Annotated in this window: 26 protein-coding genes and 1 pseudogene; 13 read left to right on the top strand and 14 right to left on the bottom strand. The window is 68.1% G+C overall.

Translation table 11 applies throughout. The annotated features are described in order from the left end of the window. Positions 1–209: 209 nt before the first annotated feature. Both MBTS_RS01275 and gloB read right to left on the bottom strand, forming a co-directional pair. Positions 210–860, bottom strand: coding sequence for a TetR family transcriptional regulator (locus MBTS_RS01275; protein ID WP_238254204.1), 651 nt, complete (start codon positions 858–860; stop codon positions 210–212). 169 nt (positions 861–1,029) lie between these two features. Then, positions 1,030–1,809: a hydroxyacylglutathione hydrolase gene (gene gloB / locus MBTS_RS01270; RefSeq protein ID WP_147832612.1), complete on the bottom strand. Its 780-nt coding sequence runs from the start codon at positions 1,807–1,809 to the stop codon at positions 1,030–1,032. Between the two features lie 185 nt (positions 1,810–1,994). Between gloB and MBTS_RS01265 the strand changes: the two genes are divergently transcribed. From MBTS_RS01265 to MBTS_RS01245, 5 genes are all read left to right on the top strand, one after another. Then, positions 1,995–2,729 (top strand): class I SAM-dependent methyltransferase, encoded by a 735-nt coding sequence (locus MBTS_RS01265; protein ID WP_018045799.1) that lies wholly within the window; start codon positions 1,995–1,997, stop codon positions 2,727–2,729. Between the two features lie 32 nt (positions 2,730–2,761). After that, positions 2,762–3,448 (top strand): MarC family protein, encoded by a 687-nt coding sequence (locus tag MBTS_RS01260; protein WP_026176268.1) that lies wholly within the window; start codon positions 2,762–2,764, stop codon positions 3,446–3,448. 84 nt (positions 3,449–3,532) lie between these two features. Further along, positions 3,533–4,330, top strand: coding sequence for a 4-hydroxy-tetrahydrodipicolinate reductase (gene dapB, locus MBTS_RS01255; RefSeq protein ID WP_147832613.1), 798 nt, complete (start codon positions 3,533–3,535; stop codon positions 4,328–4,330). A 105-nt stretch (positions 4,331–4,435) separates the two neighbouring features. After that, the gene (locus MBTS_RS01250) at positions 4,436–5,074 is read left to right on the top strand and encodes a 2,3-bisphosphoglycerate-dependent phosphoglycerate mutase (protein WP_056143159.1); all 639 of its coding nucleotides are present in this window, start codon (positions 4,436–4,438) and stop codon (positions 5,072–5,074) included. Positions 5,075–5,371: 297 nt separating this feature from the next. Then, positions 5,372–6,343, top strand: coding sequence for a hypothetical protein (locus MBTS_RS01245; RefSeq protein ID WP_147832614.1), 972 nt, complete (start codon positions 5,372–5,374; stop codon positions 6,341–6,343). A 63-nt stretch (positions 6,344–6,406) separates the two neighbouring features. Here MBTS_RS01245 and grpE read toward each other — a convergent pair whose 3' ends face one another. After that, a complete protein-coding gene (grpE, locus tag MBTS_RS01240; RefSeq protein WP_056143153.1) occupies positions 6,407–7,003 on the bottom strand; it encodes a nucleotide exchange factor GrpE in 597 nt (198 codons plus the stop codon). Positions 7,004–7,249: 246 nt separating this feature from the next. Then, the gene (locus tag MBTS_RS01235) at positions 7,250–10,039 is read right to left on the bottom strand and encodes a [protein-PII] uridylyltransferase (RefSeq protein WP_147832615.1); all 2,790 of its coding nucleotides are present in this window, start codon (positions 10,037–10,039) and stop codon (positions 7,250–7,252) included. Between the two features lie 182 nt (positions 10,040–10,221). Here MBTS_RS01235 and MBTS_RS01230 point away from each other — a divergent pair, with 182 nt between their 5' ends. From MBTS_RS01230 to MBTS_RS01215, 4 genes are all read left to right on the top strand, one after another. Next, a complete protein-coding gene (locus tag MBTS_RS01230) occupies positions 10,222–11,196 on the top strand; it encodes an aliphatic sulfonate ABC transporter substrate-binding protein (RefSeq protein ID WP_192214927.1) in 975 nt (324 codons plus the stop codon). 3 nt (positions 11,197–11,199) lie between these two features. Then, positions 11,200–12,030, top strand: coding sequence for an ABC transporter permease (locus MBTS_RS01225; protein ID WP_056143146.1), 831 nt, complete (start codon positions 11,200–11,202; stop codon positions 12,028–12,030). A 37-nt stretch (positions 12,031–12,067) separates the two neighbouring features. Next, entirely contained in the window at positions 12,068–12,841 is a 774-nt protein-coding gene (locus tag MBTS_RS01220; protein WP_056143142.1) for an ABC transporter ATP-binding protein, read from the top strand. A 91-nt stretch (positions 12,842–12,932) separates the two neighbouring features. Then, complete coding sequence (locus MBTS_RS01215; protein WP_056163792.1) at positions 12,933–13,442, top strand: OsmC family protein; 510 nt, start codon at positions 12,933–12,935, stop codon at positions 13,440–13,442. A gap of 96 nt (positions 13,443–13,538) precedes the next feature. Here the strand turns inward: MBTS_RS01215 and MBTS_RS01210 are convergent, their stop codons facing one another. The 4 genes from MBTS_RS01210 to MBTS_RS01195 all read right to left on the bottom strand — a co-directional run bounded on the left by MBTS_RS01210 (position 13,539) and on the right by MBTS_RS01195 (position 16,966). Next, positions 13,539–14,966, bottom strand: a complete 1,428-nt coding sequence (locus tag MBTS_RS01210) for a hypothetical protein (RefSeq protein WP_238254203.1) — start codon at positions 14,964–14,966, stop codon at positions 13,539–13,541. 62 nt (positions 14,967–15,028) lie between these two features. Beyond that, positions 15,029–15,454 carry a GtrA family protein gene (locus tag MBTS_RS01205; protein WP_238254202.1) on the bottom strand — a complete coding sequence of 142 codons (426 nt, stop codon included), beginning with the start codon at positions 15,452–15,454 and terminating at the stop codon, positions 15,029–15,031. Between the two features lie 123 nt (positions 15,455–15,577). Further along, positions 15,578–16,528, bottom strand: coding sequence for a glutathione synthase (gshB, locus tag MBTS_RS01200; protein ID WP_147832618.1), 951 nt, complete (start codon positions 16,526–16,528; stop codon positions 15,578–15,580). A gap of 147 nt (positions 16,529–16,675) precedes the next feature. Further along, a complete protein-coding gene (locus tag MBTS_RS01195) occupies positions 16,676–16,966 on the bottom strand; it encodes a hypothetical protein (RefSeq protein ID WP_018045813.1) in 291 nt (96 codons plus the stop codon). A gap of 503 nt (positions 16,967–17,469) precedes the next feature. Between MBTS_RS01195 and MBTS_RS01190 the strand changes: the two genes are divergently transcribed. Both MBTS_RS01190 and MBTS_RS01185 read left to right on the top strand, forming a co-directional pair. After that, positions 17,470–17,721: a hypothetical protein gene (locus tag MBTS_RS01190; RefSeq protein ID WP_192214939.1), complete on the top strand. Its 252-nt coding sequence runs from the start codon at positions 17,470–17,472 to the stop codon at positions 17,719–17,721. 60 nt (positions 17,722–17,781) lie between these two features. After that, positions 17,782–18,588: a hypothetical protein gene (locus MBTS_RS01185; protein WP_373321335.1), complete on the top strand. Its 807-nt coding sequence runs from the start codon at positions 17,782–17,784 to the stop codon at positions 18,586–18,588. Positions 18,589–18,625: 37 nt separating this feature from the next. Here the strand turns inward: MBTS_RS01185 and MBTS_RS01180 are convergent, their stop codons facing one another. The 3 genes from MBTS_RS01180 to MBTS_RS01170 all read right to left on the bottom strand — a co-directional run bounded on the left by MBTS_RS01180 (position 18,626) and on the right by MBTS_RS01170 (position 22,172). After that, positions 18,626–19,228, bottom strand: coding sequence for a DUF1254 domain-containing protein (locus MBTS_RS01180; protein ID WP_026176270.1), 603 nt, complete (start codon positions 19,226–19,228; stop codon positions 18,626–18,628). Then, a complete protein-coding gene (locus MBTS_RS01175; protein WP_192214936.1) occupies positions 19,225–19,872 on the bottom strand; it encodes a DUF1214 domain-containing protein in 648 nt (215 codons plus the stop codon). Before MBTS_RS01175 ends, MBTS_RS01180 begins: the two co-directional genes overlap by 4 nt. Positions 19,873–19,946: 74 nt before the next feature. Then, entirely contained in the window at positions 19,947–22,172 is a 2,226-nt protein-coding gene (locus MBTS_RS01170; RefSeq protein WP_192214925.1) for a transglycosylase domain-containing protein, read from the bottom strand. Between the two features lie 311 nt (positions 22,173–22,483). On the opposite strand from MBTS_RS01170, the gene MBTS_RS01165 reads away from it, so the two are divergent. Further along, positions 22,484–23,005 (top strand): YcgN family cysteine cluster protein, encoded by a 522-nt coding sequence (locus tag MBTS_RS01165; protein ID WP_238254201.1) that lies wholly within the window; start codon positions 22,484–22,486, stop codon positions 23,003–23,005. A gap of 16 nt (positions 23,006–23,021) precedes the next feature. Here MBTS_RS01165 and MBTS_RS01160 read toward each other — a convergent pair whose 3' ends face one another. From MBTS_RS01160 to MBTS_RS01150, 3 genes are all read right to left on the bottom strand, one after another. Next, positions 23,022–23,798: a creatininase family protein gene (locus tag MBTS_RS01160; RefSeq protein ID WP_192214924.1), complete on the bottom strand. Its 777-nt coding sequence runs from the start codon at positions 23,796–23,798 to the stop codon at positions 23,022–23,024. A 107-nt stretch (positions 23,799–23,905) separates the two neighbouring features. Beyond that, complete coding sequence (locus MBTS_RS01155; protein ID WP_056143114.1) at positions 23,906–24,343, bottom strand: CsbD family protein; 438 nt, start codon at positions 24,341–24,343, stop codon at positions 23,906–23,908. A gap of 211 nt (positions 24,344–24,554) precedes the next feature. Further along, entirely contained in the window at positions 24,555–24,767 is a 213-nt protein-coding gene (locus MBTS_RS01150; protein ID WP_018045822.1) for a CsbD family protein, read from the bottom strand. Between the two features lie 328 nt (positions 24,768–25,095). On the opposite strand from MBTS_RS01150, the pseudogene MBTS_RS23585 reads away from it, so the two are divergent. Then, positions 25,096–25,265, top strand: a pseudogene (locus MBTS_RS23585) (oxalate/formate MFS antiporter); the annotation flags it as partial.

Here is a 25,265-nt window from a genome sequence, read left to right as displayed (position 1 = left end):
CGTTGATTTCGCCGCGACGGTGTGGCGGAAAAGTCCCCATGCTTCAACCCGACGTGGTCGGCGCCAAGCAGAGTTCGGGCCAGAGGCGGATCGGGCCGAACGAAGACGGCCGAGATAAAATCCTGTTGGTCGAAGGATTTAGGCGGCCGAAGCTCCCGCCGGTTCGACGGCAAAGCTTCGGTGACAGGCTGAGATAATTGTCACTTTGCCTAAAGTGCGCCCATCCGTAGCACTTTCTGGATGGCCTGGATCACGGCGCCGAAGCGTGCCTGAATCAGGTCGACGGGCAGGTCGGAATCGTGCTGCATCGCCAGCGGATGGGTGAACCGGTAGCTCGCGTCGAAGATGTAGGCGATCGCCCGTTCGCGGTCCCGGGCTACGAAGGCGCCCGCCGCGATCCCCTCCTCCACCACCCGTTCGACCAGGCTGCGCAGGCGCACCCGATGACGCCGGGCGATGGGCCGTGCCGCAACTGTCGCATCGAGATGAACCGCGAACAAGTTAGGCTCCCGCGCCAGCACCTCGCGCTGGGCGCTCGCCAGGGCCATCAGCAGGCGCTCGATCTTGTCGTCGGCGGGGTCGGGCGCATCGGCGATGCGGGCGAGTTCCGCTTCCACATCCCGGAGCCAGCGCCCTGCGACGGCATCGAGCAGGGCGTCCTTGGAAGGAAAATATCGGTAGACGTTGGCGTGGGTCATGCCGGCTTCGGCGGCCACGGCCACGACCGTCACCCGTTTGTGCCCGAGGCGCGCCAAGTGTTCCGTCGCAATCGCGAGGAGGCGGGCATCCACCGAGAGCGGTGCGGGGCTGGACCGGCCAATTCGGGCCTTGGACCTGTCGGGTGGACGAAGACCCATCATGGGTGAAGCATCATCGCTGCCGGCCGAATCATAGCCGACCACAAAGGACGTACCTGCCGTCTCCATCGATACTCCAGCCGGCGCTGATAAGGAGGGCGGGCCGTATCCGGAGTCGGCGTCGCCCCCGCTCGTCTCGCTGAGTCCGAGACAGCAAGAGGGCCATAGCCGGTCAGAAGCTGTTCTTCCAGGCCCTTAATGCAGTGAACACTACCTCAGCGGGTGAATTAGGCGAAAGATTCACTGCTTTAGCCAAAGCGGGCTCCGTGGAACGGAGGAATGGATTGGTCGCCCGCTCGTGTTTCATCGTCGTCGGAACGAGAAAGCGGCCGGCTGCCTTGGCCTCCTCAGCCTGCGCCATGCGATCCCTCAACGACTGGCTGTCGGGATCGGCGGCGAGGGCGAAACGGGCGTTGGCGAGGACGTAATCGTGGCCGCTGAAGACCTGGGTGTCGTCGGGCAGGAGAAGAAACCGCTCGAGCGAGTGCCACAGCGATTCGGGGCGGCCCTCCAGCACCCGTCCGCAGCCGAGGGTGAACAGAGTGTCGCCGGCGCACACGATCCCCGCCTCCGCGAACCAGTAGGTGACGTGGTCGAGGCAATGGCCGGGCGTCTCCCAGACTTCGGCTTCGAGGTCGCCAACCCTGACGAGATCCCCCTCGGCGACGGAGACGTCCACCTCCGGCACGTCCGGGCCCGCCTTGCGCGGAGCGGTCACCCTCGCACCCGTGCGCCGCTTCACCTCCGGAATCCCCTCCACATGGTCGAGATGCCGGTGCGTCACGAGGATATCCGTGAGAGTCCAGCCCGTCTCGTCGAGGGCCTTCAGCACGGGAGCCGCCTCGGGCAGGTCGATGGCGGCGCAGGCTCCGGTCGCGGGGTCGCGGATCAGCACGCCGATGTTGTCGCTGCGGCAGAGGAAGGTGCGGATCTCGGGGCGGGAGACGGTCACGAGGCGTTCCTGTCTGTGGCGCGGGTCGCTCGCGGAAGAACCGGACGCGGCGGCGAGGAGTTCCGCCCTCCGCGGCATGCCGGCTTGTGGGCGAACGGTCTCGTCCCCATTGATCCGATTCCGACCCTGCGTCAAAGAACCCTGCAACCTCGACAACGTCCGGCCGCGCCGGAGCAAGCCGCCCCATGCGCCTCGACGTGACCGATCTGCGCGCCTTCTATGCCAGCCCGCTGGGCGGTGTGACCCATCGCATCGTCGGGCGGGCGATCCATGGGTTCCTCGGCTCGGTCTCGGGCCTGAGGGTTCTCGGCCTCGGCTATGCGACGCCCTATCTCGGGCCGGTCCACGTGATCGCCGAGCGCACCCTCGCCTTCATGCCGGCGACCCAGGGCGTCGTGAACTGGCCCGGCGGCGGACGATCCTGCTCGGCCCTCGCCGACCCGACCATGATGCCCCTGCCGGAAGCGGCGGTGGACAGGGTGATCCTGGTCCACGCCCTCGAATCGGTGGAGAGCCCCACCGAATTGCTGCAGGACGTCTGGCGAGTGCTGACGCCCGGCGGGCGGATGATCCTCGTCGTGCCCAATCGGCGCGGGGTCTGGGCCCGCCGCGATACGACGCCGTTCGGCCACGGCCAGCCCTACAGCCGCTCCCAGCTCGGACGGCTGATGCGGACCACCCAGTTCTCGCCGGAAGGATGGGCCGAGGCCCTCTACATGCCTCCGGTGAACAGCCGGCTCTGGCTGAGGACGGCCGGCGCCTGGGAGAAGGTCGGCACCGGCCTCTCCCTCCCCTTCGCAGGCCTCCACGTCATCGACGCCACGAAGCAACTCTACCGTCCGGTGGCGGTCCGTCAGGTGCAACGGGCCGCCCGCTTCGCTCCGGCGAGGGTCCTCGTTCCCACCCCTTCTCCGGGTTGAACCCGAACACCCGCTTCAAGGCATTCGCTTCCATGTTCAGCCTCATCGACCCGGAGGCGGCGCTCCACAGCTTCGTCTTCGCCTTCTCCAGCCTGTTCTCGATCGTCAACCCGGTGGGCTCGGCGCTGATCTTCTCACAGATCACCGCCCAGAACTCGCATCAGGAGCGGGTGGAGATCGCCAAGCGCATCGGCTTCTACTCCGCCTTGATCATGCTAGCTGCACTATGGGCGGGGGCGCCGATCCTGAACTTCTTCGGGGTGTCCCTGGGTGCGCTGCGGATCGCCGGCGGCCTCGTGGTCGCGGCCTCCGCCTGGACGCTGCTCAGCGCACCCGAGGTCCGCGAGGCCCGGAAACATGCCGAGGCGACCCATGACACTACCGACAGCGTCGCCGACGTGGCGTTCTTCCCCCTGACCCTGCCCTTCACCACCGGCCCCGGCACCATCGCGGTAGCGATCGCCCTGGGGTCGAACCGGCCCGCTCCCGGCCCCGACCGCATCGGCTTCTATCTCGGCATGTCGCTGGCGGCCCTCGCCATCGCGATCCTAGTGAGATTCACCTACGGCTCGGCCGACAGGGTGGTGACGGCCATCGGCCCGGTGGGAGCGCGGGTCCTCGGCCGGCTCTTCGCCTTCCTGCTGCTTTGCATCGGAACTCAGATCACCGTGAACGGCGTCGGCGACGTGCTCGGACCGATCCTCGCCACGAGACACTGAGCTTTCACCCCTCATCCCCCTCGCCTTGGCATAGGCCGGCCGAGGCTGTACCGCAGGCGCGACGTTTCGAGGAAGGGCGACAGGATGCGGCTCGCAGTGGTCGGCGCCGGGGGGCGCATGGGGCGGATGCTGATCCGGGCGGTGGCGGAAGCCGAGGGATGCACCCTGAGCGGCGTCGTCGCGCGCGAGGGTTCGCCGGCCCTCGGCCAGGATGCGGGGGCGCTGGCCGGCCTGCCGCCCCTCGGCGTCGCCGTCTCCGACGATCCGCTCACGGTCTTTGCCGCCACCGACGGCGTCCTCGACTTCACCACGCCGGCCGCCACGACGTTCTTTGCCGAACTCGCCGCCCAGGCCCGCATCGTCCACGTCGTCGGCACCACCGGCCTCGCCGACGCGGACATCGCCAAGCTCATTGCGGCGGCGCACCATGCCCGCATCGTGCGTTCGGGCAACATGTCGCTAGGCGTGAATCTGCTCGCCGGGCTGGTGCGCAAGGTCGCCGCCGCGCTGGATCAGGATTTCGATATCGAAATCGTCGAGATGCATCACCGCATGAAGGTGGACGCGCCCTCCGGCACGGCGCTCCTCCTCGGGGAGGCGGCGGCGGAGGGGCGCGGAGTCAGCCTCGCCGAGACCCGTGTCTCCACCCGTGACGGCCATACCGGCGCGCGGCGTCCCGGCGATATCGGCTTTGCCACCCTGCGCGGCGGCACGGTGGTGGGCGACCACAGCGTGACCTTCGCCGGCCCCGGCGAGCGCATCACCATCAGCCACCATGCCGAGGATCGCGCGATCTTCGCCCGTGGCGCCGTGCGGGCGGCGTTGTGGGCCCATGACAAACCTCCGGGCCTCTATGGCATGGCCGACGTCCTCGGGCTCTGATACGAGCGCCCGGTCATTGACTGTTCAGGTCGGCCGGTACACCAGCCCCGCAGGCGCAGATTCTGTTGCGTCGCACCATTCACCGAGAAATAGGATGGACGTCCGATGGAGCGCCTGCTCGTCCTCGCTCGCCACGGCCAGAGCGAATGGAACCTCAAGAAGCTTTTCACCGGCTGGCGCGATCCGCAACTCACCGAGCTCGGCATCACCGAGGCCAGGACCGCCGGCCGCTGGCTGAAGCAGCAGGGCTATGCGTTCGATGTCGCCTTCACCTCCAACCTGCAGCGGGCGCAGCATACCTGCGCGCTGATTCTGGAGGAGATGGGCCAGGGCGGCATCGAGACGGTCCGGTCCGAGGCGCTCAACGAGCGCGATTACGGCGACCTGTCGGGCCTCAACAAGGACGATGCCCGTGAGCGCTGGGGCGACGCCCAGGTCCACCAGTGGCGCCGGTCCTACGACATTCCGCCCCCCGGCGGGGAAAGCCTGAAAGACACCGCGGCGCGCGTGCTGCCCTATTACATCCAGACCATCCTGCCACGCGTCATGGCCGGCGAGCGCGTCCTGGTGGCCGCCCACGGCAATTCGCTGCGCGCGCTCGTGATGGTGCTCGACGGCATGACCACGAAGACCATCGCCAGCCTCGAGATCGCCACCGGCATCCCGCTCGTCTACCAGCTCAAATCCGACACCACGGTGGAGAGCAAGGCCGTGCTCGAGAGGGACATCGACCACGACGCCTGAATGCAAAGTGCGGCGAAGGCCGCGCCGGGCATCGGTGCGTAGTTCGGGAACGGACATCCGGAACGCCTCTGTGCCCTCCCTCCCTCATCCGAGAGACGCGGGGCCAGCGGCGTGGAGCCACGGCCCGGTCGCGGGGCGACCGCAACGCTTGACAGCGGGAAGGCGTGGGCCGACCCATCGTCGGCGAGCCTTCCTCACGGAGGCCGCGCGAGCCCTTCGCCTTGAACGGAGACGTCTCGCATTCGAACACATGGCCCGGAGCCGCGAGAGGCGGCTCCGTCGCGGAGAATGGATCCGATGCGTCTGCGTAATCTCGTCCGTCCGGTCGTGGCACTGGCCCTGATCGCCGGGCTCTCGTCGGGCGCCATCTCCGTGGCCGGGGCCGCCGATGCGATCTTCCCGCCGAGTTCGCGCTTCGGCTTCACGCCGGCCTCTGACATGGCGCTGTCCAAGCGGTTCTCGGGATTCGAGCGGCTGGAAGGCGGCGCGACGCTCTCCATCGTCGAGCTGCCGTCGACGGCCTTCGTCGACCTGGAGAAGAGCTTCACCGACGAGAACCTGCGCACGCAGGGGTTCGTCGTCGCGACGCGCGAGGCCATCAAGGTCGCGGGCGACGTGGACGCGGTACTCTTCACGGGAGAGCAGCCGGCTCCGGAGGGCGCGGCCACCCCGGCCATCAAGAAATGGCTCCTGCTCGTCGGCGACACCACGGTCACGGGCATCATCATCGCCCAGACCGTGCCGGATGCCGAGACGCCGGAAACCATGCGGAACATGCTGACCAGCGTGAAGATCCGGCCGGAACTGACCCTGGACGAGCAGGTCGCGGCCCTGCCGTTCCGCATCCGCGAGTCGGCCGGGTTCCGGCCTGTCCGGGTGCTCGCGGGCAATTCGGTCCTGATGACGCAAGGCCCGAAGGACCAGATGCTGAATCTCGAACAGCCCATCCTGGTCCTGGCCCAGGCAGTCCAGCAGCCGCCGCAGCCGGAACAGCGCGATGCCTTCGCCCGCGCTGCGCTCTATTCGAACCAGACGATGAAGGATTTCGCGGTCGAGCGTTCGCAGACCTACCGCCAGAACGGCGTCGACTGGCACGAGATCGTCGCCCGCGCGGTCGACGGCCCTTCGAACACGCCGGTGGTGGTGTCCCAGACCATCCGCTTCGCGCCGGACGGCTACCTCCGCGCGCTCGGCGTGGTGCGGGCCGACCAGCGCAGCGCCATGCTGTCGAAGTTCCGGGAGGTCATCGACAGCGTCGAGGTGAAGTAACGGCCTCGTCGCCTCGTCGCGGACGCACCATCCGGGACGAGGCCATTCGTTCGGGCGGATGCCTCAGGCGGCATCCGCAGGATTGGCCGCCGCCTTGGGTCCGCCCTTGGCGACACCCACGAGGGCCGGGCGCAGGACCCGGTCGCCGATGACGTAGCCGGACTGCATCACCTGCACCACCGTCCCGTTCGGGACCTCGGCATTGGGGACTTCGAACATCGCCTGATGCCGGTTGGGATCGAAGCGCTGGCCCTGAGGCTCGATGAGTTTCACCCCGTGCCGCTCCAGGGTCTTGGCGAGATCGCGCTCGGTGAGCTCGATCCCGTCGATCAGCGCCTTGAGCGGACCCTCGGCGGTGGAGGCGGCCTCCGCCGGCACGCTCTCCAGCGCACGACGGATGTTGTCGGCCGCGTTCAGCATGTCGCGCGCGAAATTCGTGACCGCATAGGTCCGCGCATCGGCGACCTCGCGCTCGGTGCGCCGGCGCAGGTTCTCCATTTCGGCCAAGGTGCGCAGGACGCGATCCTTCAGCTCGTCGCGCTCGGTGATCAGGCTCGCCAAGGCGACGGCGTTGTCCTCCGCGCGCGCCTCGGGCTTCACGTCGGTCTCCGGCGCCGTCTCGGCGCGCTGCCCGTCATGCTCCATGTCGTTCGCCATCATCGCTCTTCGTCGATCGCAAGGTTGCTCGCCCCGCGCCAGTCGCCGGTCTCTGTCGCCGGAGACCGTCGGCACGCGGTCGATCGGAATGGGGCCGGGCACGGCGCCGAGAACCCGCTCGACGGGGTTCGGCACCATGCTCCGGGATCGCAGCTGATATCAGACGCGCGCGGGATGAAATCAAGCCGAGCGCCGTCCCGCCCCTCTTCTCCGCCTCAGCCCCCCGCGAGATTCAGGCCTGCAGGGGGCTCAGGCTTCCCGCGGAGGCGGGGACTCCACCAGTGCTTCCAGCCCCTCCGCCCTCAAAGCGGCAACGTCGCTGGCGAAGATCTCCATCACCGCGTTGCGGATCGCGGCCTGCCGGTCGGGCTGGGTGACGCGGGTCCCGGTGAGGTCGGTGACGTAGAAGACGTCCACCGCCCGCTCGCCGAAGGTCGCCACATGGGCCGACGTGATGTTGAGGCTCAGGCGCCCGAGGGCGGTGGTCAGCTCGTAGAGCAGGCCCGGCCGGTCGAGGCCGGTGATCTCCACCACGGTCTCCCGGCTCGACAGGGCGTTGTCGATCGCCATGTCCGGAGGGATCAGGAAGGTGTTGGAGCGGTTGCTCGGCGGGTGCCGGTCCGCCACGAGATCGGCGATGCGGATCTCGCCCCTCAGCGCCCGCTCGATCGCCGTGGTGATGCGCTTGGCGCGGCGCAGTTCGTCGTCGTCCCGCTCGAAGGCGCGGGAGATGAAGATCGAGTCGAGGGCGAAGCCGTCGGTGGTGGTGAAGATCTGTGCGTCGACGATGTTGCCGCCGAGCGCCGCGCAGGCCCCGGTGACGATGGCGAGAAGGCGCGGGTGATCGGGCGAGTAGATCGTGATCTCGGTCACGCCCCGGGTCGGATCGGTCTCGTAGACGGTGGCGACGGTGCGCCCGTCTTCCATGACACCGCGCACGAACCCCGCATTCTTGAACTGGCGGACGGCGTCGACCTTCAGCCAGTAAGCCTGGTTGTGCCGGGCGGAATAGGCGTCGAAGAAGGCCGGATCCCAATCCGCCAGCTGCTCGCGCAGTCCCATCTGGATGAGGCGGACCCGGTCGGTCCGGGCGATCTCGGAATGACCGCCCGACAGGAGCACCTCGGTCTCGTCGTAGAGGGTCCGCAGCAGCGTCCCCTTCCAGGCGGTCCACACGCCCGGTCCCACCGCCTTGATGTCCGCGACGGTGAGGATCATCAGGAGCTTCAGCCGCTCCATGGTCTGCACCACGGAGGCGAATTTCTGGATCGTCTTCGGGTCGGAAAGATCGCGGCTCTGGGCCGTCATCGACATCAGCAGGTGGTGCTCCACCAGCCAGGCCACGATCTCGGTCTCGGTCTGGGTGAGGCCGAAGCGCGGGCCGATCTTCTCGGCGATGGCCGCGCCGGCGATGGAATGGTCTTCCGGGCGCCCCTTGGCGATGTCGTGCAGGAGCACCGCGACGTAGAGGGCGCGCCGGTGGCTGATCGTGTCGATGAGCCGCGTGGCGATGGGGTGGTCCTCGGAGACCGTGCCGGAATCGATGGCCGCCAGGACGCCGACGGACCGCAGCAGATGCTCGTCCACCGTATAGTGGTGGTACATGTTGAACTGCATCAGCGCGACGATGCGGCCGAAATCGGGGATGAACCGGCCGAGCACGCCGACCTCGTTCATCAGCCGCAGGATCGTCTCCGGCGAGTTCTTCGACGTCAGCACGTCGAGGAAGAGCCCATTGGCTTCCGTGTCCGAGCGCAGGGAATGCCCGATGAGCCGGAGCGAGCGGGTGGCGGCCCGCGTCGCATCCGGATGGATCGGCAGGTTGTGGCGGTCGGCGAGCCAGAACAGGCGGATCAGGTTCACGGGATCCCGCGAGAAGGCATCCGCCGTGCGCAGGTTGATCCGGCCGTGATCGTCGATGAAATCCTCCGCCTCGATGGCGGTGGCACGGAAGCGATCGCGGAAGCGGCCGATCCAGCGGTCGAGGACCGGGGTGCGCTTGGCGTGGCGGGCCTCGAGGGCGGCGCAGACGATGGCGGTGAGATCGCCCACTTCCTTGGCGATCAGGAAATACGCCTTCATGAAGCGCTCGACGCCCGATAGGCCGCCGCGCGGCTCGTAGCCGAAGCGCTCGGCGATCCTCGGCTGCAGGCCGAAGGACAGGCGCTCCTCGGACCGGCCGGTGACGAAATGCATGTGGCAGCGGACGCGCCAGAGCAGCTCCTCGCAGCGCTCGAACACCCGGTACTCCTCCGGCGTGAACAGGCCGGCGGGGACGAGTTCGCTCTGGTCGCGGACGCGGTAGGTGTATTTCGCGATCCAGAACAGGGTGTTGAGGTCGCGCAGGCCGCCCTTCCCGTCCTTGACGTTGGGCTCGACGAGGTAGCGCGAGGCGCCCGCCTTCGTGACGCGGGTGTCACGCTCGCGCAGCTTGGCCTCGACGAATTCCGGCGCCGTCCACATGACGAGTTCGGTGTCGAACCGGGTCACCAGCTCCTCGTACAGCGCCCTCGCGCCGAAGAGGTAGCGCGCCTCGAGGAGCGAGGTGCGGATCGTCATGTCGGCCCGCCCCTCGCGCAGGCACTCCTCCACCGAGCGGGTGGCGTGGCCGACCTTCAGCTTGAGGTCCCACAGCACGTAGAGCATCGCCTCGACGACGCTCTCGGACCAGGCGGTCTGCTTGTAGGGCAGCAGGAACAGGAGATCGATGTCCGACCCCGGCGCCATCGTCCCGCGACCGTAGCCGCCGGTGGCCACCACGGCGAGCTGTTCGCCGGTGGAGGGATTGTCGTTGGGGTAGAGCCGCCACACCACCGCATCGTGGATCGTGCGGATCACCGCATCGGTGAGGTTGCTGATCCGCTGGGCGCAGGCGGTGCCGTCGCGCTCCTCCATCAACCGGGCTTCGGCATCGGCATGGCCGAGCTCGATGATGCGCCGCAACTCCGGAACGAGAAGCGCGCGCAGCTGCGTCGCCTCGCGCACGTCGCGGTCGAGAGTGGTGAGGACCGTCTTGAGGGCGTCGGCGGCGTCGAACATGCGCAAACCCGTTATCATGTTCCCGGAGGGACACCAGAGACAACGCTAGGCAGCTGCGTAGATGTGATAGGCAATCCGTAGGATATCGTTCTCTCTGCCGGAAAATTCGTTTGACGAAACGAACGGTCCTGGCTACCTCGGATGCCCCGCGTCACTGCCGGGACCATGGAGACGATTGACCGATGACTCTGTCCCGTCGCGCCATCCTGAGTGTCATCTGCGGCGCCGCGTCGCTTCTGCTGATGCCGCGCCCCGGTGAGGCGGCGGAGGTCAAGGAGATCCGCCTCGATTGGGCGACCTACAACCCGGTGAGCCTGATCCTGAAGGAGAAGGGCTTCCTGGAAGAGGCCCTGAAGGACAAGGGCATCACGGTCCGCTGGACCCAGTCCCTCGGCTCCAACAAGGCGCTGGAATTCCTCAATGGCGGCGCCATCGATTTCGGGTCCTCGGCCGGGGCCGCGGCCCTGCTCGCCCGGATCAACGGCAACCCGATCAAGGCGGTCTACGTCTTCTCGCGGCCGGAATGGACGGCGCTGGTCACCCGCAAGGACAGCGGCATCACCAAGCCCGCCGATCTCAAGGGCAAGCGCATCGCGGTGACCCGCGGCACCGACCCGCACATCTTCCTCATCCGTGCGCTCCAGGGCGCCGGCCTGACCGAAAAAGACGCCAAGCTCGTCCTGCTCCAGCATGCGGACGGGCGTACCGCCCTCGACCGGGGCGACGTCGATGCCTGGGCCGGCCTCGACCCGATGATGGCGGCCTCCGAGATCGAGAACGACGACGTGCTGTTCTACCGGGACGCCGCCGCCAACACCTGGGGCGTCCTCGACGTGCGCGAGGATTTCGCCAAGGCCAACCCGGACCTCGTCCGCACCGTGATCGCCGCCTACGAGACCGCCCGGACCTATGCGATCAAGAATCCCGACGCCCTGAAGAGCGCGCTCGTGGCCGTGACGAAGCTGCCCGAACCGGTGATCGCCCGGCAGATCGAGCGCACCGACCTGACCCAGCCCGCCATCGGCAAGGCCCAGGCCGAATCGATCGCCGCCGCCGGCATCGCCCTGCAGCAGGCGGCGGTGATCCCCGCCGGTACCGACGTGAAGGCGGCGGTGGACGGGCTGATCGATCCGCAATTCGCGCCTGCCGCCCGCTGATCCGTGGCCGGACCCGAAGCGGACGACACGAAGGCGGCGCCGAAGCCTCGGCGAGAGACGGTATGGGACCAGGGCGGCCGCGTCGCCCTCGGCCTAATCCTGCCCCTCGCCCTGGTGATCGGCTGGGAATCCGCCGTCCATACCGGCCTCGCCCAGGGGCGGCTGATGCCCCCGCCGAGCCGGATCGCGGTGACCCTCTACGATCTCGCCGCATCCGGCGACCTCTGGATGCACGTTCAGGCGACGCTGGTGCGCGTCGCCCTCGGCTTCGCCTTCGGCGCGGTGGCCGGCATCGCGGCGGGCGCCCTCACCGGGGCGCTTCCCACCGCCCGCCATATCCTCGATCCGACGCTCCAGGCGTTGCGCGCCGTGCCGTCCCTGGCCTGGGTTCCGCTGTTCATCCTCTGGCTCGGCATCCTCGAGACGCCGAAGGTGGCGCTGATCGCGGTAGGGGTGTTCTTCCCGGTCTATATCGGGGTAGCGGGGGCCATCGCCTCCGTCGACCGCAAGCTGATCGAGGTGGGCCGCATCTTCCGGCTCTCGACCCTGCAGCTCGCACGGCGCATCCTGCTCCCCGCCGTGCTTCCGGCGACCCTCACTGCGCTCCGCACAGGCCTCGGCCTCGGCTTCCTGTTCGTGGTCGCCGCCGAGCTGATGGGAGCCTCCGAAGGGCTCGGCTACCTCCTCATCGACGGGCAGCAATTCAGTAAGGCCGACCAGATCCTTGCCGCGATCATCGCCTTCGCCATCCTCGGCAAGCTCGCCGATACCGTTCTCGTCGCCGTGACCCGGCCTCTCACGCGCTGGCAGGACACGGCGCGGGAGACGTTGTAGGTCCCCTCACCGGTTCGAAGAAGGCTGGCGCCCCGCGATGCTCACCCTCGATAGCCTGTCCAAGACCTATTCCGACGGCACGCGGGCGCTGGAGCGCATCGACCTCGCCGTGCCGCAGGGCGAGATCGTGGCGCTCATCGGCGGATCGGGCTGTGGCAAGACCACCTTGCTACGGCTCGTCGCCGGGCTCGACCGGGCGAGCGAGGGCAGCATCGCCCTCGACGGGGAGACGATCGCAGCGCCGCATCCAGGAGTCGGCCTCGTCTTCCAAGAGCCCCGCCTGCTGCCCTGGCTCGATGTCGCCGAAAATGTGGGCTTCGGACTGAGCCATCTCCCCAAGGCCGAGCGCAGGGCTCGCGTCGCCCATGCCCTGGAGATGGTCGGGCTCGGCGAACATGCCCGCCGCTGGCCGAGGGAACTCTCGGGCGGGCAGCAGCAGCGCGTGTCCATCGCCCGTGCCTTCGTGGCGAACCCGCGCGTGCTCCTCCTCGACGAGCCGTTCTCGGCGCTGGACGCCTTCACCCGAAAGGACCTGCACGGCCATCTCCTCGCCCTCTGGCAGGAGACGAAGCCGACGATCCTCATCGTCACCCACGATGTGGGAGAGGCGGTGGCGCTGGCCGACCGGGCGGTGGTGATGCGCCCCAAGCCCGGCCGCCTGGACGATGCCATCCCCCTGGCGCTGGCCCGCCCGCGCGATCCGGCCTCGCCGCATAGCGAGGCCGCCACCCGGCGCATCCTCGCCGCCCTGGACCGCTCGCTGAAGCCGGCCCAGGCGGCGGCGCCCACCGAGGCGGCGCAATGGTGGTGAGGGCTTCTCTGGCGTCTGCCTCCATCCCAGGTTAGATGCCCAAGCAAAGAAAAAGATCACAATCGCACCAAGACGATCGAGGACACACCCGATGGACGCCACCACCCTGCGCTCGCTCCAGGCCCCGCTGAAAGACCAGTACCGCAGCGCGCCGGAATCCGCCGTCATCACGCTGAAAGCCAAGGGCACGCTGGACGACAGCTCCATCGCTTGCAAGGTCGAGACCGGCCGGGCGCTCGCCGTCGCCGGACTTCACCCGGCCACCGGCGGGTCGGGGCTCGAACTCTGCTCGGGCGACATGCTGCTCGAGGCGCTGGTCGCCTGCGCCGGGGTCACGATCAAAGCGGTGGCGACCGCCCTCGAGATCGAGCTGCGCGCCGGAACTGTCAGCGCCGAGGGCGACCTCGACTTCCGCGGCACGCTGGGCGTCGACAAGGAAGCCCCGGTGGGCTTTCGCGCGATCCGCCTGAACTTCGCCCTCGACACCGATGCGCCGCAGGAGAAGCTCGACCAGCTCTTGAAGCTGACCGAGCGCTATTGCGTCGTGTTCCAGACCCTGAACCACAAGCCGGAACTGGCGGTCCACGCCTCGAAGGGCTGAAGCGACGAGGCCGCTGCGTCCGAGGCGGAGTGGCGCGGGATCCGATGCTCGGCGGATCCCGGCCGGCATTCGCTTCGGCCGGTGACATACGGGCTGTTACCGCGCGGCGGGCGCGTCGCCGGCCTGATGATACACCGCAGCGGTCTCATCCTCATGGAGGAGGCGCCAGCCCTCCAGGCGGCGCAGCTGATCGGCGCTCCGCCCTTCCCTCCGCACGAGGGCCCAGGTGACGCGATAACGCGCCAGCAGGGCGGCGAAGCGCTCGGGCTCCGATGCGGCGAGCGCCCGGTCGAGGCCGTTCATGAAGCCGCCGAGGAAGAGCTGATCGCTGCGCCCGTCGATGAAGGTCGGCACGCCGGAGCGGATCAGGAAACCGCCGAAATCGTAGTCGTTGTAGACCGGGCCGGTGAGGCGCAGTGCGCGCGCCGCGTCGAGGGCGGCCTGTGGCGTCATCGCTTCGCTGGGACGCGGCGAGACCAGGGCCGCCATCGTGATCGCCGCGACGGTACAGGCCAGAATAATGAGGCCGAGCCCCCGTGAGGCGGCGATGGTCGGAGCGCCACGCAGCGCAGGGAATCGCGCCATGGCAGGCCCCGCCACGAGGATCGGCGCTGCCAGGACGAACAGATCCGCGAAGCGCGCGTGGCGGATCATCATCACCCCGAGGAGCGTGACCACGCCGAGCCGGAACAGGGTTTTTCGGGGGGCTGTCAGCAGCAGCACGATACTGCCGATGAACATCGCGACGGCAAGGATGCCCGCGCCGTTCAGTCCGAGGGGCTGCCATTCGTCGATGAAGGGCAGGGATTCGCCACTGTTGAACAGGCCGAGATTCACGAGAAACGGCACGTAGCCATAGGGCGTCAGGCAGGATGCGACCGTGGCGAGGGCGAGGAAGCGTGCCCATCGCAAAGCCCTGCCGATCCATTCGGAGCGGGAGCCGGAGAGCACGCCCTCGCCTGCGAGGATACCGGCGATGACGAGGCCGATCGGGTAGCTTCCGTGTAGATTGGCCCAGGCCACCATCACCGGGATGAGCCAGAACGACGGCGCCCTCCCCCGCTCCAGTGCCGCCACGAGGCCCGTCATCCAGACGAGGAGGACCGGCACCGTGAGGATGTGCGGGCGTGCGAGCAGGTGCGGCGCGAGGACCACGAACACGGCCGTGATCGCCAACAGCGCCGCGGTGGCGGAAACACGGCATTGCAGCCACAGGTGCAGGCCGGCCAGCGAGCCGGCAACGACCAGGATGGTGAGCATGCAGACGCCCCACCAGCCGGCGACCGCATAGGCCCCATAAAACAGCACCTGCGAGGCCCATTCCTTTGCGATCCAGGGCGATCCGGCAAAGGTGTGGGAGAACAGGTCCGTCCAGGGCACGGTGCGATGTGCGACGATCCAGCGGCCGATGGCCATGTGCCACTGGCTGTCGGGATCGTTGAGCAACTGACCGGCGCGGATGGACAGCGTGAGGACCACGACCAGGAACACGAGGATCGACGAGGCTCCCCACGCCCCCGGCACGAACGGTCGCGACGCCCCGCCGGGGGACTGCCTCGAGACCGGGATGGAGGCCGGATCGGATCTCATCCCGTATGCCCTACCGGCTGTCGAGGATCCTGTGGCATCTCGGAAAAGACGTGCCGGCTCAGGATCACGTAATTCCCAGCGGGAATCCCGGTGCAGACGGCGAGGATCGAGAGCCAGGAAGGCCCCTCGAAGATCCCGCCGACGATGGCGGGGATCGCTGCGGCCGCGCCGTAGCCGGCCATCGTCAGAAGGGAAAACCGCAACGCCGCGCGAGGCGCCGGCCGTCTGTCGCCGAAGGTCAGCCAGCGATGACCGGCATAGGACCAGAGCGAGGCGAGGGCGTAGGAAAGGGGCGAGGCCAGGGGAAGCGGAAGCCCGACCACCGTCGTCCCCACCAGGCTCAGGCAGGCATAGAGCAGGGTCGCGATGCCGCCGACCAGGAACATCCGGGCGAGCCGTATGGGCAGGGCGCGACCACTCACCGGCCGGTACCGGAGAACCGGCCGGAAGAATGGCTTTGCGTGATGGGGTGCATCGACCGGGCCGGAGGGTTTGAAACCGGCCCCGAGCGTTAGGCTGCCGCGCTTAAAGGCGGCTTAATCCCGTCAAACCGAGGCGGAGAGCCGCCCTTCGATCGCATCCCAGACCGAGACCGCGAGATCCGGTCCACCGAGCCGCTTGATTGCGCGGATACCCGTGGGAGAGGTGACGTTGATCTCGGTGAGGTTGCCGTCGATCACGTCGATACCGACGAGGATGAGGCCGCGCCGGCGAAGCTCCGGCCCGATCGTGGCGCAGATGTTCCGCTCGCGCTCGGTGAGATCGGAGGCGGCGGCCGCCCCGCCGCGCACCATGTTGGAGCGGATGTCGTTGAGCGCCGGGACACGGTTGATGGCGCCCAGAGGCTCACCGTCCACCAGGATGATGCGCTTGTCGCCCTCGGTGATCTTGGGAAGGAAGCGCTGGACCACCCAGGGCTCGCGGAACGTCACCGAGAACAGATCGAACATCGAACCGAAATTGGCGTCCTCCGGCAGCACCCGGAACACCGCCGCGCCGCCATGCCCGTGCAGGGGTTTCATGACGATGGCGCCGTGCTCGGCGCGGAACGCCTCGATCTCAGCCTTGTCGCGGGTGATCAGGGTCGGCGGCATGAGTTGTGGGAAGTCGAGGACGAACAGCTTCTCGGGCGCGTTGCGCACCTCGGCCGGGTTGTTCACCACCAGGGTCCGCGGATGGATCCGCTCCAGCATGTGGGTCGCGGTGATGTAGGCCATGTCGAAGGGCGGGTCCTGGCGCATCAGGACCACATCCACATCGGCGAGATCGACACGCTGCATGGCCCCGAGGGTCGCGTGGGCGCCCTCCACGTCCTGGACCCGGAGGGGCTCGACCCGCGCCGTCACCACCTGACCCTGCATGGAGAGCCGGTCCGGCGTATAGAACAGGAGATCGTGTCCCCGCGCCTGCGCTTCCAAGAGCAGAGCGAAGGTGGTGTCACCGGCGATCCTGATCGCCTGGATCGGGTCCATCTGAACCGCGACGGTCAGGGCCATGGCGCACGAGCCTCATTCACGATCGAGCATGGTCGAAGGTCGGGGGAGCCGCCCCCCGGTCTTCCACCGGAGTCGCAGGCCTATTCGATGGCCTGGCTTCCGTCGACAGGCTTCTTGCCGGGAGATGTCGGAGACCGGGCCTGCCCCTTACCGGGACTTGCCACCGCTGCGACGGTCGTAATCGCCGATGGCGTTGCGGCATTCGGCCGACAGGCGGGGACGGTTGCGCTCCATGCACTTCTCGGCCTCGTTGCTGTTGGGATCGACGCCGGCACAGAGGCGGAAATAATCGTTGGCGCAGCCGAGTTGCAGGCCCTGGTCTTCGCGCTGGGCCTGGGCCGGGCCGGCGGCCAGAAGCAGAAGGGCGAAGGGTGCAGCCTTCAGGGCCAGGGACCGGCCCTTCGAGGGGCTGGAGGATCGTGTGGTCGCCACGCGCATTCTGCGTTGTCCTTCGCTCGGATCGGAGTGTGGCGGCATATCGGGCGCAGCCATGGCTTAGCAAGCGCGCGGGACACCGTCCCGGTTCCGGCTGGATATGAGCGGAACCATGGGCGTGGCGCCCCGGTCACAGTTTTTCGAGATCCCTCGACAAAAAGGCCCCGCTCATTGGGGAGCGGGGCCGAGTGCAAGGGAGGAAACGCCCGCCATGGGCAGTAAAATTCAAAGCAAGTTGCAAGCCAGAGCAGATTCCGCGGCTTCAGTTCCGACAGGCGTCGCGGCTGCGGCGATATTGCCACGGAGATTCGGTCCCTACCGCCACCGCCCGGCGCTCTCCCGCGATTCGATGGAGAGCGGAAACTTTTCATTAACCACCTCGTGATGCTCTCCGCTCTGCATCACGATCGATTGAGAATTCGACGGGATCCGCCCCGGGAGAGTTCGAGGGGACGTTTCCGACGGGTTCGGGTGGTGCGTATCGAGGATCGATGGGATCGCCAGCGATGACGCCTGACCGCAAGTCCCAGAGTGCCAAAACACACCCCAGTGAGCCATCGGTCGGTCTGGGAGACCGTTCGCTGCCGCTGCCGACGGCCAGCGTCGTGGCGTTCCGCCAGGGCTCCGGTCGCCGGTTCCGCCGGGATGACGAGAACGACAGAGCCACGCGGGGCGAGATCCTGCTGTTCACCGGCGTCCGCTACGAGCGCATGCCCGAACCGGCGATGTCCACTCCCCGGCAGCGCCGGCACTCCTGACACCCCACGCCTCCGGTCACCGTGAGGCCCGACCAGGCACCGTCAACCCGAGGAAGTGCGATGCCGGCGTCCCACCCCGTCCCCCCCACTGGGCGCTTGATCAAGACCGCATCCGCTGCCGCGATGCTGCTGATGGGCGGCTGCGCCCAGAAAGGCGATTTCGGCCGCCCGGCCCCGAGCGCCTGGAACAGCCTCGTGGCGACCACCGGCACCTTGGCCGCGCAATACCGCAACGAGCCGGCCTCGGATTTTTCCCTCACCGACGACGAGCGCACCCTGCGCGACCGGGCCTGGCGCTTCCTGATGCCGGCGGCCGAGAGCGAGACCTTCGCCGACGCCCTGGCCAACCTCACGCGCACCCGCGTGCTGCCGCCGAGCTGGCGCGAGGACGACGTCACCAGCTATCATGCCGCCCTGGTCGCGGAACCCTTTCGCTCGCCCGTCTCGCGCTATCGCCGACTGGCGGACGACATCACGGCGGATGCGCGCCTGATCCCGCTCTTCGTGGCCACGGCGGCGCGGGTGGCGAATGCCGATACCCTGCGCCTGCGCAGCCTGCCCTTCGTGAAGAGCCTCGACGACGAGAGCATCCGGCAGGCCGCCATGCGGGTGGCCGAGAACCGCTGCCTCGTGGCCTGGGTCCGGCTGGAGACGGGGGTTCGCGCGGAGCGTTACCGCTACGCCCTGCAGCATCTCCTCGTGGAGGTCCCCTCGGTCGAGGCCGTATCGGTCGAGCGCAGTCTCGCCGGTCTCGACGGGCGCCGGGTGATGCTCGACCCGCTGCTCCCGGCGGCGGCCGAAGCGCGCTGCGGATTGGTGGAGGCACCCGCCCCCCAGGCCGCCCGACCCATCGTCGCGAAATACTGAGACGGGCCGCCCGCCCGGACAGGGCGTCGGTCGGCCGTCAGCCGCCGGATTTCGCGGCGTCCTCGGTGGGACTGTCGATGGTGCAGGAGACGGCCTGGACCGCCTCGTTCGCCGCCTGCCGCTGGCTCGGAAGGGCCGCGACCACGCGCACCACCACGAAACCCTCCCGTTCTGTGGCGACGATGCGCACGTCGCGGCTCACGTCGTTCTCGTCCTCGTTGGCCAGGGCCTCGTCGTATTGGGCGCGGGTGAGGATCACGAGGTCCAGGGCGCCGCGCACCGCCGCCTGGTCGGTGACGGCATAGAAGGCTCCCCGCCGCCCATGGACGGCCAGGGACAGCATCAGCGCGCCGGTCCGGGCGGAGACCCGCATCGGGCCATCGGCGAGGTTGTAGGCGCAGATACCCACCGCGACCGAGGGATCGGGGATCGGCAGCCACGCCTCGGTGGGGGCCGGGTTGATGCCGGTGGAGAGCGTATAGACCGGCATCGCGTGGTCCAGGGCCTCGCTGGTGCGCGCCTTCGTCAGGGCGTCGGATTCCGACAGGCTCGGGATCGCGAGCACCACGGCGATATGGACCAGCCCCGCCAGGACGAGGCCGGCGAGGGTCGCGAGAAGGAAACGGCCGGTCGGGTTCATTCCGCGCATTCCGTGCGGGAGATCGTGGGAACCGCAGACCGCTCCACCGTGCCGGCGCTGGCCGCCACCGGCGTGTCGTAGAGACGGAGCGCGAGCCGCACCGGCCCGGCGGCGCGCGGCATGGGCAGCCAGTTGCCGGGCTGGACGTCCGAAGCGAGCACGATGGAGAAGCGCCCGTCGACGTCGCGCAGAACCTCCGTGGAGGTGAAGCCCTCGCGCAGCACAGGCCGTTCGGGGTCACGCTTGCCGCGCCCGGCGACGGTGATGGTCCAGGCCCTGGCGGGAGGCGTCGCGCCGGCGATCCGGTAGGTGCAGGCGGCATTGAGGGCGCGGCCCTCGTCGTCCTGGGAGGCGGTGAGAAGCAGCCCCTCTCCCACCGCCAGGGGAATCTCACCGCGCCGGGCATTCACCGCGCGGGCATAGGGGTCGGCGCCGAGGGAGCCCGTGCGCGGCCACGCGATCCAGCTCCCCACCGAAACGCCACCGAACGGATAGCCGCCCCGCGTGGCGTAATCCGCCGTCGCCAACCCCAAGCCCGCGCCGAGGGCGAGGGTGTAGAAGACGAGCCCGACGCGCGAGGTCCGACTCAGGACGGCGCGAAAGGCGCGGCTTCCCCGGACGGCGACGCCCGCGATGCCGGGCATCGCGCCGGACCGGGCAGGGTGATCTGTGGTGCTCATGCGGCGGCTGACATCCTGGGGCCGTGTGGACACCGTCGCTACGGAATGCCGATGCGGCCGACCGGGCGGGCGCCATCGGCGACGGCGCCCGTGGTCTCCCCAGCGGCGGCGCGGGCGCCGGCGGGCGTCCCCGCCTCCACGGTGCGGAACAGGCCGTTCATGCTGCCGATGACCTCGAACGAGCGCCGCGAGAGCTTACCGGCCGCGCTGGCGGCCGCGTTGGGTGGCGAGGACGACCCCGCCTGCGCCATCGGACGGGTGTTCTCCTTGAGGCCCGGCATCGCCTTCAACTCGATGCCCTGGTGGGCCGTCTCCATCACGTCGTGCCAGGCCATGGCGGGAAGCGAACCGCCGGTCATCTTGTTCGTGGAGGTGGAATCGTCGTTTCCGAACCAGACGGCGCCCACGTAATTGCCGGTATAGGCCACGAACCAGGCGTCCTTGTAGGCGTTGGTCGTCCCGGATTTACCCGCGACCTTGATGCCGTCGAGCTGCGCGCGACGGCCGGTCCCCTCCTCCACCACCTTGTTCAACATGAAGTTCATGTCGGCCACGACCTGGGGCGAGAGGATCTGCTCGGGCTTCTCGTCGGCATGGCGGTAGATCACTTCGCCCGAGGAGTTCTTCACCTCCATGGCCGCATAGGGCTTGGCTTTGCGGCCGCCATTGGCGAACACCGCATAGGCCGCCGCCTGATCGATGACGTTCACCTCCGCCGAGCCGATGGGAAGCGAAACGGAATCGGTGAGCGGGGTGGTGATGCCCATGCGATGGGCCATGTCGATGATCTTGGCGCGCCCGGCCTTGGCGGCGGGGAAGTCGCCCTTGATGCCGATGGCCTTGCCCAACGCGACCGAGATCTGGATCGGGATCGTATTGATGGATTTCGCCACCGCCACGGTGAGGTTGGTGGCGCCGGAGAACGAGCGGCCGTAATTCTGCGGGCACCAGTTCCCGAGGCAGATCGGCCGGTCCACCACCCGGGTGTCGGGCCGGTAGAGGCCGGCGGCGAGGCCCGCCGCATAGACGTAGGGTTTGAACGAGGAGCCCGGCTGGCGCAGGGAATCGGTGGCCCGGTTGAACTGGCTCTCGCCGTAATCGGCCCCGCCGACCATGGCGCGCAGCGCCCCGTCCGGATCGAGGATGACCATGGCGGCCTCGTCCACGTCGTACTGGTCGCCGTACTGGCGCAGGATGTTCTCCACCGCCTGATCGGCACGTTTCTGGATACCGATATCGAGGGGGGTCTTCACGATCAGCACGCGGTCGCCGCGCAGCTTGCCGGAATCCGCCATGCCCTTGATCTCGCCGAAGGCCCAGTCGAGGTAGTAATCGGCGGTGATGTCGCGGGTGCGGGTCACCGGCGTCGCCGGGTTGCGCAATGCCGTCTGGATCTGGCCTTCGGTGACGAAGCCGGCTTCCACCATGTTGTGCAGCACGTCCACGGCGCGGGCGCGGGCCGCCGGCAGGTTCACATGCGGCGCGTATTTCGTCGGTGCCTTGAACAGGCCGGCCAGCATCGCGGCTTCGGCGAGGCTCACGTCCTTTAGGGGCTTGCCGAAATAGTAATCGGCCGCCGCGACCGCGCCGAAGGTGCCGCCTCCCATATAGGCACGGTCGAGATAGAGCTTGAGAATCTCGTTCTTGCTGAGATGACTCTCGAGCCAGAGCGCCAGGAACGCCTCGTTGATCTTGCGCTCCAGGGAGCGCTCGTTGGTGAGGAACAGGTTCTTGGCGAGCTGCTGGGTGATGGAGGAGCCACCCTGCGTGTTGCCGCCGCCGCGCGAGTTCGACACGAGCGCGCGCGCCGTGCCGATCGGGTCGATGCCCCAATGCTCATAGAAGCGCCGGTCCTCGGTGGAGACTAGCGCCTTGATCATGCTGTCGGGAAAGTCGTCGAGTTTCAGCGAGTCGTCGTGCTTGATCCCGCGCCGCCCCACCTCGACGCCGTAGCGGTCGAGGAAGGTGACGGCGAGATCCTGCTGCTTCAGCCAATTCTCGCTGGTGAGGTTGAAGGCGGGCTGCGCGAGGGCCAGCATCAGCACGGCGCCGCCGGTGCCGAGTGTCACCCCCTCGCTGGTGAGATCGAGGGCGACACGCTTCCAGCCACGCACCGAGAAGACCTGCATGCGCTGCTCGAATCGCTCGTAGGTCTCGGCGGTGGAGCGGCCGCTATCGTACAGGCTCGCATTCACCCAGGCATCGAAGCCGAGGGCGGCGCGTTTCAGGCGCGTCAGGAGCGAGGTGGCTTTGGGCAGGCGCACGACGTGATCTCTGTCCTCAACGCACGGCCGGCACCGCTCACCGATGCCGCAGGGCAAGCACTACCAAGCTCCGCGCGTCTTCGCGAGGCCCGGCAAAGCACATCGTCCGCCCTTCCGCGGGTGCGGCACGACCGGCTTCCCACCATAATGCGTCGGAAAGCGAAAACGCCGCGACGTCGGCAAGAACAACCCTTCGTCAACCTTGATCCGGGAATGGGGCGCGGAGGTGGCGCGGCTTGCCGATCAGGCCCACATGCGTCAAGGAGCCTGCGCGCTCCGCCCTCCCGTTCCGAACCCCGAAGGTGCTCCCGATGAGGGACCGCACATCCCCCCTCCTTGCCCCGGACGCGATGGCGCCCGAGCCATCGAAGCCGTTCTGGCGGGAGAAGACCCTCGACGAGATGTCGTCGTCCGAGTGGGAGAGCCTGTGCGACGGCTGCGGCCGGTGCTGCCTGCTCAAGCTCGAGGATGACGATACCGGCGAGGTCTACCACACCGATGTCGGCTGCACCCTCCTCGACGGGCTCGCCTGCAACTGCCGCGATTACGTCAACCGCCAGAGACGGGTGCCCGATTGCGTCCGCCTGACGCCGGAGGCGGTCCGCACCATCCAATGGCTGCCGCCGACCTGCGCCTATCGCCTCGTGCGCGACGGCCAGGATCTCTATCCGTGGCACCCCCTCGTCTCAGGCCGCCAGGCCAGCGTCCACGAAGCCGGCATCTCGGTGCGCGGCCGGATCTCGGGCAACGAAGAGGAGTTCACCACCGACGAACTCCTCGACCAGATCGTCACCTGGCCCGGCCGCACCCCGGAGACCGAGGACGAGGATTAGGCGCCGCGAAGGCGCCTCACGGATCGAGGCGGAAGCGGTCCACGTCGCGCAGAAGTTCGAGGAAGGCTCTCGCACCGTGGTCGAGGGCCGCGAGGCCGGCCTCGCGCGTGCCGAGCGTCGCGTTGCCGATGGCGCCCGAAGGGTGAAGGTCCTGCGACTTCCAGGCGAAGGCCGCCGGGCGGCCGGCGCGCAAATGGGTGAAGTCTCGCTCCATCGCCACCGTGCGGGGCTCGAAATCGGCGACGGCCGGACGGCGCACCGCATCGGGCTTCAGCGCCAGCATCAGCGCCGTCTCGACGGCGCCGGCATGGATGCCATGTCTGATTTCGTCGTCGGGAAAGAGGCCTGGCGGGTAGCCGAACCGGCTCCAGGCCGTGGTGACGGCGAGCATGCCGAGACTGCGCAGGTCGCTCGCCACGAGATCGATGAGCCCGCTATTGCCACCATGGGAGGTGACGATGACGAGCTTGCCGCATCCGGCGCGATGGAGGCTGTGGCCGATCTCGCCCCACGCCCGCAGGGCCGTCTCGGCCGTGAGGGTCAGCGTGCCGGGAAACGCATCGTGCTCGTCCGATTTGCCGATGCTCTGGACCGGCAGGACCAGGATGTCGAGGTCGCCCGCATCGAGTTCGGCCAGCCGGGCGAGATAGCCCTCGGCGATGGTGACGTCGGTGGACAGCGGCAGGTGCGGTCCATGCTGCTCCACCGCTGCCACGGGGAGAACCGCGATCGAGCGGTCCATGGCGGACGCGATCTCGCCGGTCGTGAGATCGAACCAGTTCCGCACCGCCATGGTCGTCGTGTCCCTCGCGGCCCCGCGCCGCCAGGGTGGTCTTCTAGGCCGAATGGGGCTCTACAAGAAGGGTGTCCGGAACAAGAAGGGTGTCCGGATCTCGGAACTCAGCGCGAGGGGCGCAGCAGCCATCCCAGCCCGAAGGCCGCCGCCGCCACGAGGGCGAGCGTGACGGCCTTGTTCTCGTCCGCCCGAGCCGCCACGGCCCGGCCGTGCCGCACGGCTTCACCCCGGTAATGACGGCCGCGGCGCTGAGCTTCGTCGGCCAGGGCATACCCACGGTCGGCGATCGCTTGGCGACGCTGCTCTGCTTCGTCGGCCAGGGCATGGGCGCGCGCGCTCGTCTCGTCGATGAAGCGCTCGCCATCGCGACGCAGGTCGTTCACCGTGTCGCGCGCTTCGCCATACGCGTATTGCGCTGCGCCGGCGGCCTGATCGTACGCGCCTTCGACCTGCTGACGCGCGCGGCCGGTCACCGCGCCGAGAGCCGTCTTGCCGCGACCCTGAAGGTTGCGGACGCTACCGTCGAAATGATCTCTGTTCATGGACACATCTCCTTTCGCGATCCGATGGAAGGGCGTGAGCCCGATCCCTCCTGCCGTCGCACCGATCCGGGCCTAGGCCCTGAACCATGGTCTAGGCTCCGGAATCGTTGTTCGGTCTTCGATCTTGTCTCGGCCGGACGTCGCCTGGACGTCGGTCCAACGGAGAGGGGACGGATACTCCCCTCTCCGGACTGGCCTTCGGGTCGGATCGTCAGATCTTCTTGACGGCGTCGGCTGCGCTCTGAGCCGCGCCCTTGATCCCGTCCTTGGCATCACCCACGGTCTTCTGGGCCTCGCCCTTCAGCTCCTGCGCCTTGCCTTCGGCCTGCAGTTTCTCGTTGCCCGTGACCGAGCCGACGCCCTGCTTGATGTTGCCGACGGCTTCGTTGGCGAGACCCTTGATCTTGTCGGTGGTGCTGCTCATCGAAATGATCCTCATGATCGCGTGGGAGGCCGGGACACGGCATGCGCCGGGCACCGCGAAGTCGAAAGCCGAACGATAACAATTGCTGAAATGTTCCGATCCGAGGCCGTGGAATTGTACGATTCCCGACCGATCCGGGTGAGGAACTCCGCATCGCAGCACTGGTGTGAAGTTAAAGGCCTCGGCAGCAAGAGTTTGAATTTTTTATACGCGTGATCCAAATTTTTTGTTTCGACTTGCGGCGCCATTGCCAGCAAAGTTTCTTGAATTCAAAATATTCCCGGCTAGAACTCGGCAAACAACAGACGAGACACCAAGGAAGACGGTCATGACCGTTCGCGCCGCCACCCCACGTTCGGGCGGGACCGCCCAACCGACCCTGGGCACGGCGTCCGCACCGCCCTTCGGGCGCTGGGGTCAGCTGGTGATCGGCGTGATCTGCATGGTGATGATCGCCAACCTGCAATACGGCTGGACGTTCTTCGTCCCCGCCATCCA

Origin of the sequence: Methylobacterium bullatum (assembly GCF_014845095.1) — a bacterium.
GTDB lineage: Bacteria > Pseudomonadota > Alphaproteobacteria > Rhizobiales > Beijerinckiaceae > Methylobacterium > Methylobacterium bullatum.
This window is presented reverse-complemented; position numbering and strand designations above follow the sequence as displayed.

What these genes read in the sequence shown, in the direction of transcription:
- MBTS_RS01275 (WP_238254204.1), bottom strand. Translation starts at nt 860, where the DNA reads ATGATGGGTCTTCGTCCACCCGACAGGTCCAAGGCCCGAATTGGCCGG.
- MBTS_RS01265 (WP_018045799.1), top strand. Translation starts at nt 1,995, where the DNA reads ATGCGCCTCGACGTGACCGATCTGCGCGCCTTCTATGCCAGCCCGCTG.
- MBTS_RS01260 (WP_026176268.1), top strand. Translation starts at nt 2,762, where the DNA reads ATGTTCAGCCTCATCGACCCGGAGGCGGCGCTCCACAGCTTCGTCTTC.
- dapB (WP_147832613.1), top strand. Translation starts at nt 3,533, where the DNA reads ATGCGGCTCGCAGTGGTCGGCGCCGGGGGGCGCATGGGGCGGATGCTG.
- MBTS_RS01250 (WP_056143159.1), top strand. Translation starts at nt 4,436, where the DNA reads ATGGAGCGCCTGCTCGTCCTCGCTCGCCACGGCCAGAGCGAATGGAAC.
- MBTS_RS01245 (WP_147832614.1), top strand. Translation starts at nt 5,372, where the DNA reads ATGCGTCTGCGTAATCTCGTCCGTCCGGTCGTGGCACTGGCCCTGATC.
- grpE (WP_056143153.1), bottom strand. Translation starts at nt 7,003, where the DNA reads ATGATGGCGAACGACATGGAGCATGACGGGCAGCGCGCCGAGACGGCG.
- MBTS_RS01235 (WP_147832615.1), bottom strand. Translation starts at nt 10,039, where the DNA reads ATGTTCGACGCCGCCGACGCCCTCAAGACGGTCCTCACCACTCTCGAC.
- MBTS_RS01230 (WP_192214927.1), top strand. Translation starts at nt 10,222, where the DNA reads ATGACTCTGTCCCGTCGCGCCATCCTGAGTGTCATCTGCGGCGCCGCG.
- MBTS_RS01220 (WP_056143142.1), top strand. Translation starts at nt 12,068, where the DNA reads ATGCTCACCCTCGATAGCCTGTCCAAGACCTATTCCGACGGCACGCGG.
- MBTS_RS01215 (WP_056163792.1), top strand. Translation starts at nt 12,933, where the DNA reads ATGGACGCCACCACCCTGCGCTCGCTCCAGGCCCCGCTGAAAGACCAG.
- gshB (WP_147832618.1), bottom strand. Translation starts at nt 16,528, where the DNA reads ATGGCCCTGACCGTCGCGGTTCAGATGGACCCGATCCAGGCGATCAGG.
- MBTS_RS01195 (WP_018045813.1), bottom strand. Translation starts at nt 16,966, where the DNA reads ATGCGCGTGGCGACCACACGATCCTCCAGCCCCTCGAAGGGCCGGTCC.
- MBTS_RS01190 (WP_192214939.1), top strand. Translation starts at nt 17,470, where the DNA reads ATGACGCCTGACCGCAAGTCCCAGAGTGCCAAAACACACCCCAGTGAG.
- MBTS_RS01185 (WP_373321335.1), top strand. Translation starts at nt 17,782, where the DNA reads ATGCCGGCGTCCCACCCCGTCCCCCCCACTGGGCGCTTGATCAAGACC.
- MBTS_RS01180 (WP_026176270.1), bottom strand. Translation starts at nt 19,228, where the DNA reads ATGAACCCGACCGGCCGTTTCCTTCTCGCGACCCTCGCCGGCCTCGTC.
- MBTS_RS01175 (WP_192214936.1), bottom strand. Translation starts at nt 19,872, where the DNA reads ATGCCCGGCATCGCGGGCGTCGCCGTCCGGGGAAGCCGCGCCTTTCGC.
- MBTS_RS01165 (WP_238254201.1), top strand. Translation starts at nt 22,484, where the DNA reads ATGAGGGACCGCACATCCCCCCTCCTTGCCCCGGACGCGATGGCGCCC.
- MBTS_RS01160 (WP_192214924.1), bottom strand. Translation starts at nt 23,798, where the DNA reads ATGGCGGTGCGGAACTGGTTCGATCTCACGACCGGCGAGATCGCGTCC.
- MBTS_RS01155 (WP_056143114.1), bottom strand. Translation starts at nt 24,343, where the DNA reads ATGAACAGAGATCATTTCGACGGTAGCGTCCGCAACCTTCAGGGTCGC.
- MBTS_RS01150 (WP_018045822.1), bottom strand. Translation starts at nt 24,767, where the DNA reads ATGAGCAGCACCACCGACAAGATCAAGGGTCTCGCCAACGAAGCCGTC.